The 15578-nt window shown below is 70.1% G+C and carries 14 protein-coding genes and 1 pseudogene; 5 read left to right on the top strand and 10 right to left on the bottom strand.

Translation table 11 applies throughout. The features are described 5' to 3' along the window. The 8 genes from UW392_RS08235 to UW392_RS08200 all read right to left on the bottom strand — a co-directional run. A partial coding sequence (locus UW392_RS08235) for a histidinol-phosphate transaminase (protein WP_320774221.1) occupies window positions 1–1307 on the bottom strand: 1307 nt, incomplete at its 3' end. Window positions 1308–1427: 120 nt separating this feature from the next. After that, window positions 1428–2576 carry an aldose epimerase family protein gene (locus UW392_RS08230; RefSeq protein WP_320774220.1) on the bottom strand — a complete coding sequence of 383 codons (1149 nt, stop codon included), beginning with the start codon at window positions 2574–2576 and terminating at the stop codon, window positions 1428–1430. A 33-nt stretch (window positions 2577–2609) separates the two neighbouring features. Then, a complete protein-coding gene (gene mmsB / locus UW392_RS08225) occupies window positions 2610–3854 on the bottom strand; it encodes a multiple monosaccharide ABC transporter permease (RefSeq protein ID WP_320774219.1) in 1245 nt (414 codons plus the stop codon). Beyond that, window positions 3851–5401, bottom strand: a complete 1551-nt coding sequence (mmsA, locus tag UW392_RS08220) for a multiple monosaccharide ABC transporter ATP-binding protein (protein WP_320774218.1) — start codon at window positions 5399–5401, stop codon at window positions 3851–3853. Before mmsA ends, mmsB begins: the two co-directional genes overlap by 4 nt. Window positions 5402–5433: 32 nt before the next feature. After that, window positions 5434–6546: a multiple monosaccharide ABC transporter substrate-binding protein gene (chvE, locus tag UW392_RS08215; RefSeq protein ID WP_414495772.1), complete on the bottom strand. Its 1113-nt coding sequence runs from the start codon at window positions 6544–6546 to the stop codon at window positions 5434–5436. A gap of 96 nt (window positions 6547–6642) precedes the next feature. Beyond that, a complete protein-coding gene (locus UW392_RS08210; RefSeq protein WP_320774216.1) occupies window positions 6643–7611 on the bottom strand; it encodes a hypothetical protein in 969 nt (322 codons plus the stop codon). A 128-nt stretch (window positions 7612–7739) separates the two neighbouring features. After that, entirely contained in the window at window positions 7740–8747 is a 1008-nt protein-coding gene (locus UW392_RS08205; RefSeq protein WP_320774215.1) for a zinc-dependent alcohol dehydrogenase, read from the bottom strand. Next, the gene (locus UW392_RS08200; RefSeq protein ID WP_320774214.1) at window positions 8744–9907 is read right to left on the bottom strand and encodes a mandelate racemase/muconate lactonizing enzyme family protein; all 1164 of its coding nucleotides are present in this window, start codon (window positions 9905–9907) and stop codon (window positions 8744–8746) included. The genes UW392_RS08205 and UW392_RS08200 overlap by 4 nt, the downstream gene beginning before the upstream one ends. A 214-nt stretch (window positions 9908–10121) precedes the next feature. Between UW392_RS08200 and UW392_RS08195 the strand changes: the two genes are divergently transcribed. Together UW392_RS08195 and UW392_RS08190 are read left to right on the top strand one after the other, a co-directional pair. Then, window positions 10122–10886, top strand: coding sequence for a hypothetical protein (locus UW392_RS08195; protein WP_320774213.1), 765 nt, complete (start codon window positions 10122–10124; stop codon window positions 10884–10886). Window positions 10887–11041: 155 nt separating this feature from the next. Further along, window positions 11042–11237 (top strand): annotated as a pseudogene (locus UW392_RS08190) (UTRA domain-containing protein); the annotation flags it as partial. Window positions 11238–11254: 17 nt separating this feature from the next. On the opposite strand, the gene UW392_RS08185 reads toward UW392_RS08190, so the two are convergent. Then, window positions 11255–11719, bottom strand: a complete 465-nt coding sequence (locus UW392_RS08185) for a MarR family winged helix-turn-helix transcriptional regulator (protein WP_320774212.1) — start codon at window positions 11717–11719, stop codon at window positions 11255–11257. 120 nt (window positions 11720–11839) lie between these two features. Here UW392_RS08185 and UW392_RS08180 point away from each other — a divergent pair, with 120 nt between their 5' ends. From UW392_RS08180 to UW392_RS08170, 3 genes are all read left to right on the top strand, one after another. Continuing rightward, window positions 11840–12862, top strand: coding sequence for an NADP-dependent oxidoreductase (locus tag UW392_RS08180; protein ID WP_320774211.1), 1023 nt, complete (start codon window positions 11840–11842; stop codon window positions 12860–12862). A 101-nt stretch (window positions 12863–12963) separates the two neighbouring features. Further along, complete coding sequence (locus tag UW392_RS08175) at window positions 12964–13383, top strand: organic hydroperoxide resistance protein (protein ID WP_320774210.1); 420 nt, start codon at window positions 12964–12966, stop codon at window positions 13381–13383. 42 nt (window positions 13384–13425) lie between these two features. Beyond that, on the top strand, window positions 13426–14214 hold the full coding sequence (locus UW392_RS08170; protein ID WP_320774209.1) for an EI24 domain-containing protein: 789 nt from the start codon (window positions 13426–13428) through the stop codon (window positions 14212–14214). A 90-nt stretch (window positions 14215–14304) separates the two neighbouring features. Here UW392_RS08170 and UW392_RS08165 read toward each other — a convergent pair whose 3' ends face one another. Continuing rightward, the gene (locus UW392_RS08165; RefSeq protein WP_320774208.1) at window positions 14305–15549 is read right to left on the bottom strand and encodes a pyroglutamyl peptidase; all 1245 of its coding nucleotides are present in this window, start codon (window positions 15547–15549) and stop codon (window positions 14305–14307) included. Window positions 15550–15578 lie beyond the last annotated feature (29 nt).

Below are 15578 nucleotides of genomic sequence, written 5' to 3'. Positions count from 1 at the left end.
CCGCCCGCCGCGGGGGCGACGGGGGCGGCGGCGGGGAGCGGCATGCCGGTGCCGGCGGTCAGGGGCGGGGCGGTGGCCTGGGCGGCCAGTCCCCGCATGCCGGAGCCGTTGGTCTCGCCGACCAGGCGGTCGACCGCCGCCGTGCCCGAGCTGTAGCCGGTCCCGGTCGCCTGCTCGGGCCCGGCGGCTCCCCTCCTGGTCCCGTAGAGCACCTGGTCCAGGCCGGACACCAGGCGACGTACGTCCACCTGGGGGCGGACCACGAGACGGACGAAGCGGCTGGAGGAGCCGATCTTGTTGCCGCACTCGCGGATCAGGACCCGGTGCTCGGTGAGGAGCCGGTCCCGGACCACGGTGCCCTCGGCGCCGACGGGAAGGCGCACGAAGAGGAAGTTGCCCTGTGAGGGGTAGACCGTGAGGCCGGGCAGGGCGGCGAGCTGGCCGGCCATGTCGAGGCGGTCGCGGCGCACCTCGTGCAGGCTCCGCGCGTACTCGGCGCCGTGCTCCTTCAGCATGAACACCACGTGCTCGGCGAAGGAGTTGAGGTTCCACTTCGGCAGCATCGAGCGGACCTTGCCCGCGAGCGCCGGGTTGGCGACGAGGTAGCCGAAGCGGATGCCGTGCAGGCCGAAGTTCTTGCCGAGGCTGCGCAGCACGATGACGTTGGGGCGGAGCATCGCCTCCTGCACCACCGACGGTTCGGTCTCCGCGTCGGCGAACTCCAGGAACGACTCGTCGATCACCACCAGGTCCAGGTCGGCCATCGCGTCCATGAACTGCACGAGCGCGTGCTTGTGCAGATAGCCGCCGTCGGGGTTGTTGGGGTTGCAGATGACGGCGACGCGCGTGCCCCGGGCGCGGATGAACTCGGCGTACTGCGCGAGGTCGAGGGCGAAGCCGCCCGCCTCCTGGAGCGGGAACATGTCGACCCGTTTGCCGGTCTCCATCGGCTGGTCGGTCCAGCGCCCGAAGGTGGGCACGGGCACGGCGAGGGACTCGCGGACCAGCAGGTGGTCGATCCAGGTGATCAGCTCGGTGGAGCCGTTGCCCATCGCCACGCACTGCGGCGGCAGCTGGAGCAGGCTGCACAGCTCGGCGGTGATGGTGTCAGCGCCGCTCGGGTAGTACGTGATGATGTCCCGCAGCCGGCCCGCCATGTCCTCGAACATCTCCGGGGTGGGGAAGTACGGGTTGCACGGGATGCAGAAGTCCACCGGGCCGGCCCCGTCGCTCTCGCGGGCCAGCGCCGCCATCGACGGACTGTGCGCCGCCGTGGAGCGGAACAGCGAGGTGACGTTGCCGGCCAAGGGGACCTCCGTAGCTGGGCGGCCCGCGCGGGGGAGCACGGGCCGCCCATCAATACGGACCGGCGTACGCCGTTGTTCAACTCATGTGAGGAAGTTGTGAACGGCCGTCACTGCCGGGGCCTACGCGTCGAACGAGTGGACCGTCGTCGTCCGGTACGTCTGGCCCGGCCGCAGCACCGTCGACGGGAACGACGGCTGGTTCGGCGAGTCCGGGAAGTGCTGCGTCTCCAGGCAGAGCGCGTCACCCTGCCGGTAGACGGAGCCGCCGGGGCCGGTCAGCGTGCCGTCGAGGAAGTTGCCGGAGTAGAACTGAAGGCCCGGCTGGTCGGTGGCGATCTTCAGCGAACGGCCCGAGGACGGGTCGCGCAGGGTGGCGATGTGCTCGGGGCGGGCGGTGATGCCCTTGTCCAGCACCCAGTTGTGGTCGTAGCCCTTGGCCAGGACCAGCTGCGGGTGCCCGGCGCGGATGTCCCGGCCGATCGGCTTGGCGCGGCGGAAGTCGAACGCGGTGCCCGCGACCTTCGCCAGCTCGCCCGTCGGGATCAGACCCGCGTCGGTGGGCGTGAACCGGGACGCGGCGATCGACAGCTCGTGGTCCTCGATGGTGCCGCTGCCCTCGCCGGCCAGGTTCCAGTACACGTGGCTGGTGAGGTTGACGACGGTGGCCTTGTCGGTGGTCGCCTCGTAGTCGATGCGCCAGTCGCCGGAGCGGGTGAGCGTGTACGTCACCTTCGTCTTCAGCGTGCCCGGGTAGCCCATCTCGCCGTCGACGCTCGTGTAGTACAGGTACAGGCCGACGTCGGAGCCCTTGGTGAACGGCTCGACGTCCCACACCCGGTAGTCGAAGCCGAGCGCGCCGCCGTGCAGGGAGTTCTCGCCGTCGTTGACGGAGAGCTGGTACGTGGTGCCGTCCAGCGTGAAGCGGCCCTTGGCGATGCGGTTGCCGTAGCGGCCGATCAGCGCGCCGAAGTGCGGGCTGCGGGCCACGTAGTCGTCGAGGTTGTCGAAGCCCGCGGAGACGTTGGCGTACCGGCCGCGCCGGTCCGGTATCTCCAGGGACTGCACGACACCGCCGTAGGAGAGGACCTTCAGCCGGGTGCCGCCGTTCTCCAGCGACCAGCTGTGGACCTTCGTGCCGTCGGCGAGTGTGCCGAAGAGCTTCTTCACCGGCTTCCTGCCTCCTGTGGCGTGTGCCGTGCCGCCGGCCGCGGCGGCGGCGAGTCCCGTCGCCGCCGCGCCCGCGATGACCGTGCGTCTGCTCAGTTCCATGTGCGGCTCCTGTACGGAAGTGCGGGAGTGAACCTACGAACCGACCTTGCGCTTGTTCCACACGTCGAAGCCGACCGCCGCCAGCAGCACCAGGCCCTTGATGACCTGCTGCCAGTCGGTGCCGATGCCGACGAGGTTCATGCCGTTGTTCAGCACGCCCAGGACCAGACCGCCGATGATCGCGCCGAGGACCGTGCCGACGCCGCCGCTCATCGACGCGCCGCCGATGAAGGAGGCGGCGATGGCCTCCAGCTCGAAGTTGAGGCCGGCCTTGGGCGAGGCCGCGTTGAAGCGGGCGGCGAAGACCAGACCCGCCAGGGCCGCGAGCATGCCCATGTTCACGAAGACCAGGAAGGTGACCTTCTTGTCCCGCACGCCCGACAGCTTGGCCGCGGGCAGGTTGCCGCCGATGGCGTAGATGTGGCGGCCGATGATCGCGTTGCGCATGACGTAGCCGAAGCCGACCAGCAGCACACCGAGGATCAGCAGGACGATCGGGGCGCCCTTGTAGCTGGCGAGCAGCATCGTGACGACCAGGATCGCGGCGGCCAGCGCCACCAGCTTCAGCGCCCACAGCTTGGCCGGCAGGACGTCGAGCGCGAAGTCCTGCTGCCGCTTGCGGTCACGCCACTCCTGGAAGAGGACGAACGCGATCAGCGCGATGCCCAGCAGCAGCGTCAGATTGTGATAGTTCGTGTTCGGGCCGACCTCGGGGAGGAAGCCGTTGGCGACCTTCTGCAGGCCCTCCGGGAACGGGCCGAGGGTCTGGCCCTCCAGGAAGATCTCGGTGAGACCGCGGAAGATCAGCATGCCCGCGAGGGTCACGATGAACGACGGTATCCCGCCGTAGGCGATGAAGAACCCCTGCACCGCGCCCGCGACCGCGCCCATCGCCAGGCACAGGATCAGCGCGAGCGGCCACGGGATGTCGTGTTTCACCATGAACACGGCGGCCATCGAGCCGATGAACGCCGTCAGCGAGCCGACCGACAGGTCGATGTGGCCCGCGATGATCACCAGCATCATGCCGATCGCGAGGATCAGGATGTAGCTGTTCTGCAGGACCAGGTTGGAGACGTTGCGCGGCAGCAGCAGGTCGCCGTTGGTCCAGATGGCGAACAGCACCACGATCAGGCCGAGCGCGAACAGCATGCCGTACTGCCGCATGTTGCGGCGCATGCCGTCCAGCATCAGCTGGAGCAGGCCGTCGCCGCCGGCTCCTCCGCCCTTCCCGGCCGGCGCGGGAGCCGGCGTCTTGGCGGTCACATCCGTGCTCATCGGGTTACCTCTTTGTCCTTCGTCATCTGACGCATCAGCGCTTCCTGCGAGGCCTCGGCCCGCGAGAACTCACCGGTCAGCCGCCCCGCGGCCATCGTGTAGATGCGGTCGCACATGCCGAGCAGCTCCGGCAGCTCGGAGGAGATGAAGACGACCGCCTTGCCCTGGGCGGCCAGTCGGTCGATGACCGTGTAGATCTCGTACTTGGCGCCGACGTCGATGCCGCGCGTCGGCTCGTCCAGGATCAGCACGTCCGGACCCGCGAAGATCCACTTGCTGAGGACGACCTTCTGCTGGTTGCCGCCGGAGAGCTTGCCCACCGGCTCGAAGACGGTCGGCGCCTTGATGTTCATCGACTTGCGGAAGTCCTCGGCGACCTGGCGTTCGCCGTGCTCGTCGACGATCCCCCGCTTGGCGACCTTGCCCAGGGCACTGAGCGAGATGTTCCGCCCGATGGTGTCGATGAGGTTGAGCCCGTAGTGCTTGCGGTCCTCGGTGACGTACGCGATCCCGTGCCCGACCGCCTCGGAGACGGTCTTGGTACGGATCTCCGTGCCGTCCTTGAGGACGGTGCCGCCCGCGTGCCGGCCGTAGGTGCGCCCGAAGACGCTCATGGCCAGTTCCGTGCGGCCGGCGCCCATCAGCCCCGCGATGCCGACGATCTCGCCCCGCCGGACGTTGAGCGACACCCCGTCGACGACCTTGCGCTGCTGGTCGATGGGGTGGTGCACGGTCCAGTCGCGGATCTCCAGGGCCGGCGCGCGGCCGTCCTCCGCGTCGTGCGGGGAGCGCTCGGGGAAGCGGTGCTCCAGGTCGCGCCCGACCATGCCGCTGATGATCCGGTCCTCGGTGGTCTCCTCGGCCTTCACGTCCAGCGTCTCGATGGTCCGGCCGTCCCGCAGGATGGTCACCGAGTCGGCGACGCGGCGGATCTCGTTCAGCTTGTGCGAGATGATGATCGAGGTGATGCCCTGTTCCTTCAGCTGAAGGATCAGGTCGAGGAGCTTTCCGCTGTCCTCGTCGTTCAGAGCCGCCGTCGGCTCGTCCAGGATGAGCAGCTTCACCTTCTTCGACAGCGCCTTGGCGATCTCCACCAGCTGCTGCTTGCCGACGCCGATGTCCGCGACCCGGGTCTCCGGGTGCTCGTCCAGGCCGACCCGGCGCAGCAGCTCGGTGGCGTGGCGGAGCGTGTCGTTCCAGTTGATGAAGCCCCGGGCGGCGTGCTCGTTGCCCAGGAAGATGTTCTCCGCGATGGAGAGGTAGGGCACCAGGGCCAGTTCCTGGTGGATGATCACGATGCCGTGCCGCTCACTGGCCCGGATGTCCTTGAAGGAGCAGGGCTGCTCCTCGAAGAGGATGTCCCCTTCGTACGTGCCGTGCGGGTGGACGCCCGAGAGGACCTTCATCAGCGTCGACTTGCCGGCGCCGTTCTCCCCGCAGATGGCGTGGACCTCGCCCTGACGGACGGTCAGCGTGACGTCCGACAGCGCCTTGACGCCGGGAAAGGTCTTGACGATCGAGCGCATTTCCAGGACGGGTCCCGCCATGGTCGTGCCTTCCAATCACTCGGTGCCGGCGGTTACTTGAGGTCGCTTTCCTTGATGTAACCGGAGTCGACGACGACCTTCTGGTAGTTCTCCTTGTCGACGGCGACCGGCTCCAGCAGGTACGCCGGGACGACCTTGGCACCGTTGTCGTAGGTCTTCTCGTCGTTGACCTCGGGCTTCTTGTCGTTGAGCAGGGCGTCGACCATGTTCGAGGACACCTTCGCCAGCTCGCGGGTGTCCTTGTAGACCGTCATCGACTGCTCGTCGGCGATGATCGACTTCACCGAGGCCAGCTCGGCGTCCTGGCCGGTGACGACCGGCAGCGGCTTGCTCTTGGACCCGTAGTCGTCCGACTTCAGGGCGGAGAGGATGCCGATGGAGATGCCGTCGTACGGCGAGAGCACCGCGTCGACCCGCTCGCTCTTGTACGCCGAGGTCAGGATGTCGTCCATGCGCTTCTGCGCGGTGCCGCCGTCCCAGCGCAGGGTCGTGACCTGGTTGAGCGCGGTCTGCTTGGAGCGCACGACCAGCTGCTTCTTGTCGATGTAGGGCTGGAGCACCTTCATCGCACCCGAGAAGAAGTACCGGGTGTTGTTGTCGTCGTTGGAGCCGGCGAACAGCTCGATGTTGAAGGGGCCCTTCTCGCTGCCGTCCTTCAGACCGAGCTTCTCCAGGATGTAGTTGCCCTGGAGCTCGCCGACCTTCTCGTTGTCGAAGGAGGCGTAGTAGTCGACGTTCTCCGTGCCGAGGATCAGGCGGTCGTAGGAGATCACCGGGATGTCGGCGTCCTTGGCCTGCTGCACCACGTTGTTCATCGACTTGTTGTCGATGGCCGCGATGATCAGCGCCTTCACGCCCTGCGTGATCAGGTTCTCGATCTGGGAGACCTGCTGGTCGGGGTCGTCCTCGCCGTAGACCAGCTTGGCCTTGTAGCCCTTGGACTCCAGTTCCTTGACGACGTAGTTGCCGTCGGCGATCCAGCGCTCGGAGGACTTGGTCGGCATCGCGACGCCGATGGTGGCGCCCTCCGCGCCTCCCTTGTCCTCCTCGCTGCCGCCCTCGCTGCTCTGGCCGCAGGCGGTCAGGGTCAGGGCGAGGGAGGCGGCCGAGGCGATGGCGGCGATGGCGGCTCTGCGGTTGCGCATGATCATCATCCTTGATGTGTGCGAGGAGGAACCGAGACGAGGTGTGTCGGATTGTGCGCGGTCATGTCTTCTTTTGAGAAGGGAGTTTCCAGAACGTTATGACGAGATCTCGAACCGGTTGAGCGAGCCGGGCAGTCGGGACCCCAGCGCGGCCATCTCCCCCTCGGCGCCGTGCCGTTGGAGCAGATCCAGCGCGAGCCGCCCGCGCCGCACCCGCTCCTTGGCGGTGGCCAGCGTCAGCTCCCGCAGGTGGTGGCCGTACGGATAGATCCCGGGCGACTTCGACAGCCCGAACTTCAGGTAGATCGGGGCGCCGCGCCGGATCAGCTCGGCCACCTCGTACATGCGCACATAACCGCCGAGATCGTCCGGCGCCTCGATGTACATGTCCAGCGGCGCCCCCGACACCCGGCGGATCTCGGTGAGGTGGTCAAGGGTGAGGTCGCTCGGCACATTGACGGAGTCGGCGCCGAGCCGCTCGTAGACGGCGAACGAGGCGGGGTTGACCGGCCCGACGAGCGCGGAGACCTTCAGCGTGGTGTCGGCGGGGATGATCCCGGCACTCCGCGCCCGGTGCAGCGTCCACAGCACGCCCTCGTCGGCGACCAGCAGGCACTTCACGCCCAGTTCGGTGGCGCGCACGGCGTCCTCGACGCACCCGGCGACGGCGTCGTGGCCGCGCGCCCGCGTCCCTCCGCCGCCGGAGTCGGTACGGGTGGACCCGCCGATGTCCCAGGTGCCGCGCGGCCCGGTGAACAGGCACAGCTCGATGTCGCGTTCGGCGGTGGCCTCGACCATCTCGGTGATCTCGGCGTCGGTGAGCATCCACACGCCGCTGCCCTGGCTGATCCGGTGGATCGGCACGTCGAGGCGGGAGGACTCCTTGAGCACCACCGCCAGCGCCTCGGGCCCCTCGCAGGAGGGGACCTCGGTGCGCCAGCGACCGCCGTCCGGGAAGGCGTGCGGCGAGGCGTCGGCGGGGTCGAGGGCGGGGGCGCCCAGGCCGAGGGCGGTGAGCGCCTGCTCACCGGGCCGGCGGGCTGCCGTGGCGGAAGCGTCGGTCACAAGCTGTCCTTCGTGTTCGGTATGCCGGACGAGGTTCGCGGCACGGGGCAGGCGGGGCGTTGGCGTGGGATGTACGCCGGTACGGGGGCCGTCAGGTCGCCCCCGTACCGGCGTACGGCTGAGGGCCCCTAAGGGCGGAGCAGAACCTTGCCGACCTTCGGATCGCCGGACCCCACCAGCTCGATGGCGTGGCCGAACTCGGCGAGCGGCAGCTCGTGCGTCACCAGCGGCAGCGGGTCGAGCAGCCCGGCGGCGAAGACCCGCACGGTGTGGGACCAGGCGTCCGGCGGCGCACCGAAGACGGTGTGCACCTCCAGCTGCCGCACCACGAGATCGGTCGGGTCGAGGCCGTCGGCACCGGCCGCCGGGATGCCGGTCAGCACCAGCCGCCCGCCGCGCCGCAGCAGCGACGCGGCGGTCCGGGCGGCGTCGGCGGACCCGGCGGTCTCGACGACGACATCGAAGTCGTCGGGGAGCGGCTGACTCTTCGTACGGAAATCGGTGGCCCCGAACTGCCGGGAGAGCGCCTCCCGGTCGTCCCGGCTGCCGACCACGAGCAGCTCGGCCGGCGAGGCGGCGGCGAGGAACTGCACGGCGAACATGCCGAGCGTGCCGGTGCCGACCACCGCCACCCGCTCACCCGGCCGGGCGTTCGCCTTCAGCGCGGCGGCGGCGATGCAGGCGGCGGGCTCCAGCAGGGCGGCGGCGGAGAGGTCGGCGTCGTCGGGCAGGACGTGCAGCAGCCGGGCCGGAAGCGTCAGCGTCGGCGCCATCGCGCCCGGCTGGGTGAACCCGGTCTCCTCGTACCCGGCCGTGCACAGCGTCGTCTCGCCCGCGTGGCACCGGTCGCAGACCTGGCAGTTGCGGAACCCCTCGCCGACGACCTTCCGCCCGACGAGCGAGTCCGGCACCCCGGCCCCGACCGCCTCGACCGTCCCGGACCACTCATGACCCGGGACGAGCGGATACCGCACGTACCCTTCCGGCCGGTTCCCCTGGTGCACCTCGCGGTCGCTGCCGCAGATACCGGCCGCGTGCACGCGGACGAGCGCCTCACCGGCGGCGGGTGCGCGCGACTCGTGCTCCGCGAGCCGGTGCTCACCGGGGCCCTGGACGACGACGTGGTGGCCGCTCACTGGGTGCCCTTGGGCTTGCGCTGCTCCCAGCCCTCGGCCCAGAGGTCGAACCGGGCCTGCTGCTGCGGGAACTCGGCGGCGGCGTCGGTGTCCAGCTCGACGCCGAGCCCCGGGGCGTCGGACAGGTGGAAGCACCCGTCCTCCGGGTCGACGTAGGGAGCCCCCTTCACGACCTTCTTGATGTCCGCGTCGGCGAAGTCGTTGAAGTGCTCAAGGATCTTGAAGTTCGGCGAGGTGAAACCGACCTGGAGCGAGGCGGCGGTCAGCACGGGCCCGCCGACGTTGTGCGGGGCGACGAGCGTGTAGTGGGTCTCGGCGGTGGCGGCGAGCTTCCGCGTCTCCCAGATGCCGCCGATGTGGCCGACGTCGGGCTGGATGATGTCGACGGACTGGTCCTCGAACAGCTCCCGGAACTCGATCCGGTCATGGATCCGCTCACCCGTCGCCACCGGCATGTCGACCTTCTCGGCGACCTTCTTCAGCGCCTTGAGGTTCTCCGGCGGTACGGGCTCCTCCAGCCAGGCCGGCTTGAACGGCGCCAGCTCGTGGGCGAGCCGCACGGCGGTGGACGGCGAGAACCGTCCGTGCATCTCCAGCATCAGCTCGGCCTCGGGCCCGATCGCGTCCCGCACGGCCTCGATCAGCGAGACGGCGTACAGGGTCTGCTGATGGTCCAGCTCGAAGTGGCCGGTCCCGAACGGGTCGATCTTCAACGCCCGGTACCCGCGCTCGATCACCCCCTGGGCGGCCTTGTGATACGCCTCGGGCGTCCGCTCGGTCGTGTACCACCCGTTGGCGTAGGCCTTGACCTTGTCGGTGACCTTCCCGCCCAGCAGCTGCCACACCGGCACGCCCAGCGCCTTGCCCTTGATGTCCCAGCAGGCCATCTCGATCACGGCGATACCGGACATCACGATCTCGCCCGCGCGCCCGTAGTCGCCGTACTTCATGCGCCGCACGAGGTCCTCGACAGCGAACGGGTCGGAGCCGAGAATGTGGTTGACCTCGGCCTCCTTCAGATAGCCGAGGAGCGCGTCGGTGTGCCCGAGCATCCGCGTCTCGCCGACCCCGGTGAGTCCCTCGTCGGTGTGCACCTGGACGTAGGTGAGGTTGCGCCACGGCGTTCCGACCACGTGCGTGCTGATTCCGGTGATGCGCACGGCAGTTGCCCTTCGCTACGTTCGATATTTCGTCACTCGTTCGAAATGCTGGCGTGACAGTAAGGAGGGGGCGGTGGGGGTGTCAATGGGTCGGACACATAACGCTTTCGATGACTTTCGAAACCTGCCGGACCCGGTTGCGGCCCGTTTCCCACACAACCTTCACAGCCACCTCTAGGAAGCCGGGTGACCCGGAACTTAACCTTCCCCCGACATGGACTACTGCGACCCGTGCCAACGGCACCTGAACGGCGCCCTGGCCTGCCCGGGGTGCGGTACTCCGGCCTCCGGCCGGCCCTATGACTCCGAGCCGGCCACGAAAACGACGCGCGCGCCCGCCGCCGACGCCCCCGCCGACGCCACCGGTGCCGAACCCGGCGCCGAGTCCGGCGAATCCGGTGAACCCGGTGAACCCAATGAAGGGGAACCCGGCGAGCCCGGCAGCCGACGCGACCGCAAAGCCGCGGCCCACCGCAGGCGCCGCCGCCGCGCCCTGCTCATCACCACCGGCTTCTTACTGGCGGCGGGCGGCCTGAGCCTGGCCGAACTGGGCGTGGACACACCGGGGTTCTCATCGACGTCCGAGCCGTCCGTCGACGGGGGAGAGGCCGGTGAACCGGAGACCGACGGGGGCACAGCGTCCCCCGGCGCGGTGGGCGCGTCCGACGCCCCGTCGACCGACCCGACCTCCGCCGAGGCATCCGCCACCGAGGCGTCACCGGACGCCTCCGACTCCTCGGCGTCCCCCGACCCGGACGAGTCGGACCCCGAGCGGGCGACGGACTCCGACTCCCCTGAGGACCCGGCCCCCTCCACCCCGGACGCCACGAGCCCGTCGGCCCCGGCGTCCCCCGGCGAGGAGACGACCCCGGCGGACGAGTCCCCGTCGTCCCCGGCCACGGACCCGCCGCCCTCCTCCTCCGACCCGGAACCTTCACCGTCGGAAACCTGCGACCGGTTCCTGTGGTGGTGCACGTAGCCGCCTGCTCGTCAGCGGGCGCCGCTGTCCCGCACCTCCAGCCGGATCACCGACCCGTCCAGTACGAGACTCACGCAGTACTCCCTACCGGGAGGCGCCCCGTGCAGCGGACTGGGACTGCGTGGATCGGCTGGACGGCATAACTCTGTGCCTCTCGGAGCTGCGCGGACCGCGTGTCCGCGCAGGATTGCGACCCAGGAGCAGTACCAGGCCCTCCGCCTCACCAGCAGCATGCCCGTGCTGCGGACCCTCCGGGTCGTCCACGGTGACGCGGACGACCCCGTCGAGGTGACGGTCATGGTGAAGGCCGGGCATCTCTACGAGGTGCGGTACGACTTCCCCATGGTGTGAAGGCACCCGGCGACGGCTCAGTCCCCGTCCCCGCCCCCGCCCCCGTAGCTCCCCACCATCACCCGCAACGCGTCCCGCAGTGCCACCCGCTGTTCCTCCGGCAGGCCCGCCAGTGGTGCCCGCGCGAAGTTCAGGGACTCGCGCAGGCTTCGGGCCACCCGGCGGCCCTCCTCCGTGACCGCCGCCACCTTCACGCGCCGGTCGCCGGGGTCGGAGCGCCGCTCCACCAGCCCTCGCGTCTCCAGCCGGTCCACGATGCCCGTGACGTTCGACGGCTCGCAGCGCAGCTTGCGGGCCAGGCGGCGCATCGGGAGGGGTTCCAGGGCCAGCAGGCTCAGCAGGCGGGCCTGCGCGCCGGTCAGGGCGTGCTCGGACGCCGCCTCCTCGTACTCCGCGTGGAAACGGGCCACGGCCTCGCCGATGAGCTGGACGACCTCCAGTGTGAGGGGGTCGTGTCGGCGGGTCTGATGCGGTGCGGCCATGGCTCCAGGGTACCTATTGTTTGACAACCTGAAATATTCAGTCGCACTGTTGTTTCAGGTAGTGAAGCAAGTGAAAGTATTTTCGACCCCCGCGACAAGCGACCACGAAAGGCACCCGCCATGGCCGAGTCCCCCGCCCTCCCCTCCGTCAACCGCGAATGGCACCTGCTGAGCCGCCCCGTCGGCTGGCCGAAGGAGGAGGACTTCACGCTGGCCGAGACGGACCTCCCCGCCCTCGGTGACGGCCAGGTCCTGGTCCGCAACGAGTTCCTCTCCGTCGACCCGTACATGCGCGGCCGGATGAGCGCAGCCAAGTCCTACGTCGCCCCCTACGAGCTGAACCAGCCCATGCAGGGCGGTGCCGTCGGCGAGGTCGTCGCCTCCAACGCCGAGGACATCGCCGTCGGCGACCGCGTCCTGCACTGGTTCGGCTGGCGCGAGTACGCCGCCGTGGACGCCAAGAACGCCGTCAAGGTCGACCCCGACGTCGCGCCGCTCTCGACGTACCTCGGCGTCCTCGGCATGCCCGGCCTCACCGCCTACGCGGGCCTGCTGCGCACCGCCTCCTTCAAGGAGGGCGACGCCGTCTTCGTCTCCGGTGCCGCGGGCGCCGTCGGCGGCCTGGTCGGCCAGATCGCCAAGCTGAAGGGCGCCTCGCGCGTCATCGGCTCGGCCGGCTCCGCGGAGAAGGTCAAGCTGCTCACCGAGGAGTACGGCTTCGACGCCGCCTTCAACTACAAGGACGGCGACGTCAGCAAGCAGCTCCGCGCCGCCGCCCCCGACGGCGTCGACGTCTACTTCGACAACGTCGGCGGCGACCACCTGGAGGCCGCGATCGGCTCCCTCAACCGGAACGGCCGGATCGCCGTCTGCGGCATGATCTCCGTCTACAACAACACCGAGCCCGCCCCCGGCCCGAAGAACCTCGCCCGTCTCATCCAGACCCGCGGCCGCATCGAGGGCTTCCTCGTCGGCGACCACTACGACCTCCAGCCGAAGTTCGTCGAGGAGGTCGGCCCCTGGGTCCGCGAGGGCAAGCTCAAGTACCGCGAGACGTTCGTCGAGGGCATCGAGAACAACCTGGAGGCGTTCCTCGGGGTCCTGCGCGGCGACAACACCGGAAAGATGATCGTCAAGCTCTGAGACGGCACCTTCGGCACCGTCGGCACCTTCCCGGCGGTTTCGGCATGCGGTAACTTTCTTCCGTACAACGAGATAATGGCATCGAGGAGGAAGGCACCCGCATGCCGATCACGCAGTCCGAGGTCCTGTACACCGCCGTCGCCACCGCCGAGAACGGCCGCGACGGCCGGGTCTCCACCGACGACGGCAAGCTCGACGTCGTCGTCAACCCGCCGAAGGAGATGGGCGGCAGCGGCGCCGGCACCAACCCGGAGCAGCTCTTCGCCGCCGGGTACAGCGCCTGCTTCCAGGGCGCCCTCGCCGTCGTGGCCCGCCAGGAGGGCGCCGACATCACCGGCTCCACCGTCACCGCGAAGGTCGGCATCGGCAAGAACGACGACGGCTTCGGCCTGATCGTCGAGATCTCCGCCGCCGTCCCGGCCGTGGACGCCGCCACCGCCCGCGACCTCCTGGCCAAGGCCCACCAGGTCTGCCCGTACTCCAAGGCGACCCGCGGCAACATCACGGTCACGCTTGTCTGACCGTTCCCCTGGGGCGCGGACCCGGCCGCTAGGCTTCCCCCCATGCGTGATCTTGGGGCGGGATTCGGCCATCTGCTGAAGGGCCAGCGCTGGGTGGCCCGGCACGGCAAGAGCTACGGCTTCGGGCTGCTTCCGGGGCTGATCACCCTGGTGCTGTACGCGGCGGCGCTGGTGGCGCTGGCACTGTGGGGCGCGGACTTCGTCGGCTGGGCGACACCCTTCGCCGACGACTGGTCGAGCCCGTGGCTCGGCCTCTTCCGCGGCCTGCTCACCGCCGTCCTCTTCGCCCTCGCCCTGCTGCTGGCCGTCCTCACCTTCACCGCGGTGACCCTGCTGATCGGCCAGCCCTTCTACGACGGCATCTCCGAGCAGGTCGACCGGGACGTCTCCCCGGACGGCACCGCCCCCGAGTCCGGCCTGCCGCTCTGGCGGGACCTGTGGATCTCCGGCCGCGACAGCCTCCGCCTCCTCGTCCGCGCCGCGGTCTGGGGCGTACTCCTCTTCGCGCTCGGCTTCATCCCGGTCGTCGGCCAGACGGTCGTCCCCGTGGTCGGCTTCTTCGTCACCGGCTTCTTCCTCACCGAGGAACTGACCTCCGTCGCCCTCCAGCGCCGCGGCATCGAGATGCGCGACCGCCTCACCCTCCTGCGCTCCCGCAAGATGCTCGCCTGGGGCTTCGGCACCCCTCTCGGCCTGGCCTTCCTGATCCCGGTCGTCGCGGTCTTCCTGATGCCGGGCGCGGTCGCGGGCGCGACCCTGATGGCCCGCGACCTCCTGAACGAGGAGACGAAGGGGACAGAGGAACACGCTCAGGTCCCCAGCGCCCCGTAAGGGGCGCGGGGAACTGCGCGCTCAGCCACGACGCACCCGCACCCGTCACCCCACCCGCACGGCCCCCGTCACCCCACCGTCCCCCCTCCGTCACCCCACCCCGGCGGCCACCGCCACGACCTCCCGCACCTGCGCCACGATGTCCCCCCGGTTACGGACGAACTCGTCATCGACGACCTCCGTCGTGTTCCCGGCGGCGAACTGGAGCACCGGCGTGTGCACATGCCCACCCGGCAACGAGCCCCCCAGCCCCAGCCGGTCGCGCAGCAGAGTCACCCGGTACGCGATCTCGTTGGAGAGATAGTCCCCGCCCCCGCCGGCCCGCGCCGCCGACCCGGGGGTGGGCCCGTCCGGCCGGACGACCGACGCGGTGCCGCCCGCCGGCACCTCCGTCACACTCGTGTTGTCGTACACCGGAAACCGCCCCGTGTCCGCCGCCACGATCTCCGCGTACGGCAGCGTGGTCGTCGTCCACTGCGGCTGCGTCGCCGGGTCGGCGACCGGCACCACGCCCGTACGCTCCACGTTCTCGTTGTCGGCGAAGCCGCCCCGCCACGCCCCGTTGGTCCGCTCCACGTCGAACCGGCCCACGCGGCCCTGGCTCACCGTGGTGAAGAGGTCGGCCCGGGGCAGATAGGGCCGCAGCGCCCGCTCCACCTCGCCGGCCGCGAAGTCGTCCCAGCGGACCGGGAAGACGGCCGTCTCCACCCTGGCCGGGCCGTCCGCCGTCTCGATCACCGTGCCGTCCAGCGCCAGCGCCGCCGCCCCGGACGGGTTCGAGATCCGGATGTCCCGGTCCAGCGTGAACGGGTCGAAGCCGGTCACCAGGACCCGCTTCAGGCCCTTCTCGCCCGGCTCCGCCTTCCGGGGCAGCCGGATGTCGTCCTGCCCGCGCGACGTCCGCTCCAGCGCTTCCAGGAGCGCCGCCCGCTGCCGCTCCGACACCCCGAACTCCGGGTCCCAGCCGCGCAGTTCCCGCGTCATCCCGAGCCGTGCCCAGTACAGCGGCCGGTCGTCGTCGCGCGGCAGGTCGCCGCGGGCCGGGCCGCGCCCCTGCACCCGGTCCACCGTCCGCCGCCACAGCGCCGACCCCTGCCGTACGACGGTCCGCCGCGCCTGCGCGTAGGAGTCCGCCCGGTCCAGCGCACGGGCGAACGCCGGTGTCACCGCGTCGAATCCGGAGCGCCGCAGGATCTCCCGCGGCACCGCCCGGTCCAGTCGTTCCTCCTCCACCGTGGTGGCCGCGGGAGCGTCCGCCGCTGCCGCCACCGGTGCCGCCAGCCCCGCCACCAGGGCCAGGGCGACTCCGCCGATCTGCACGCCTATGCCGGTCATGGCCGCAGTATCGCGTGACGCGAGTGACG

This window comes from Streptomyces sp. CRN 30 (genome assembly GCF_034105845.1).
The sequence above is the reverse complement of the archived record's forward strand: the minus strand, read 5'-3'. Positions and strand labels throughout refer to the sequence as shown.

Coding starts and splice junctions, on each gene's coding strand:
- UW392_RS08180 (WP_320774211.1), top strand. CDS start 11,840: ATGGCCGAGTCCCCCGCCCTCCCCTCCGTCAACCGCGAATGGCACCTG.
- mmsB (WP_320774219.1), bottom strand. CDS start 3,854: ATGAGCACGGATGTGACCGCCAAGACGCCGGCTCCCGCGCCGGCCGGG.
- UW392_RS08165 (WP_320774208.1), bottom strand. CDS start 15,549: ATGACCGGCATAGGCGTGCAGATCGGCGGAGTCGCCCTGGCCCTGGTG.
- chvE (WP_414495772.1), bottom strand. CDS start 6,546: ATGCGCAACCGCAGAGCCGCCATCGCCGCCATCGCCTCGGCCGCCTCC.
- UW392_RS08195 (WP_320774213.1), top strand. CDS start 10,122: ATGGACTACTGCGACCCGTGCCAACGGCACCTGAACGGCGCCCTGGCC.
- UW392_RS08170 (WP_320774209.1), top strand. CDS start 13,426: ATGCGTGATCTTGGGGCGGGATTCGGCCATCTGCTGAAGGGCCAGCGC.
- mmsA (WP_320774218.1), bottom strand. CDS start 5,401: ATGGCGGGACCCGTCCTGGAAATGCGCTCGATCGTCAAGACCTTTCCC.
- UW392_RS08175 (WP_320774210.1), top strand. CDS start 12,964: ATGCCGATCACGCAGTCCGAGGTCCTGTACACCGCCGTCGCCACCGCC.
- UW392_RS08230 (WP_320774220.1), bottom strand. CDS start 2,576: ATGGAACTGAGCAGACGCACGGTCATCGCGGGCGCGGCGGCGACGGGA.
- UW392_RS08185 (WP_320774212.1), bottom strand. CDS start 11,719: ATGGCCGCACCGCATCAGACCCGCCGACACGACCCCCTCACACTGGAG.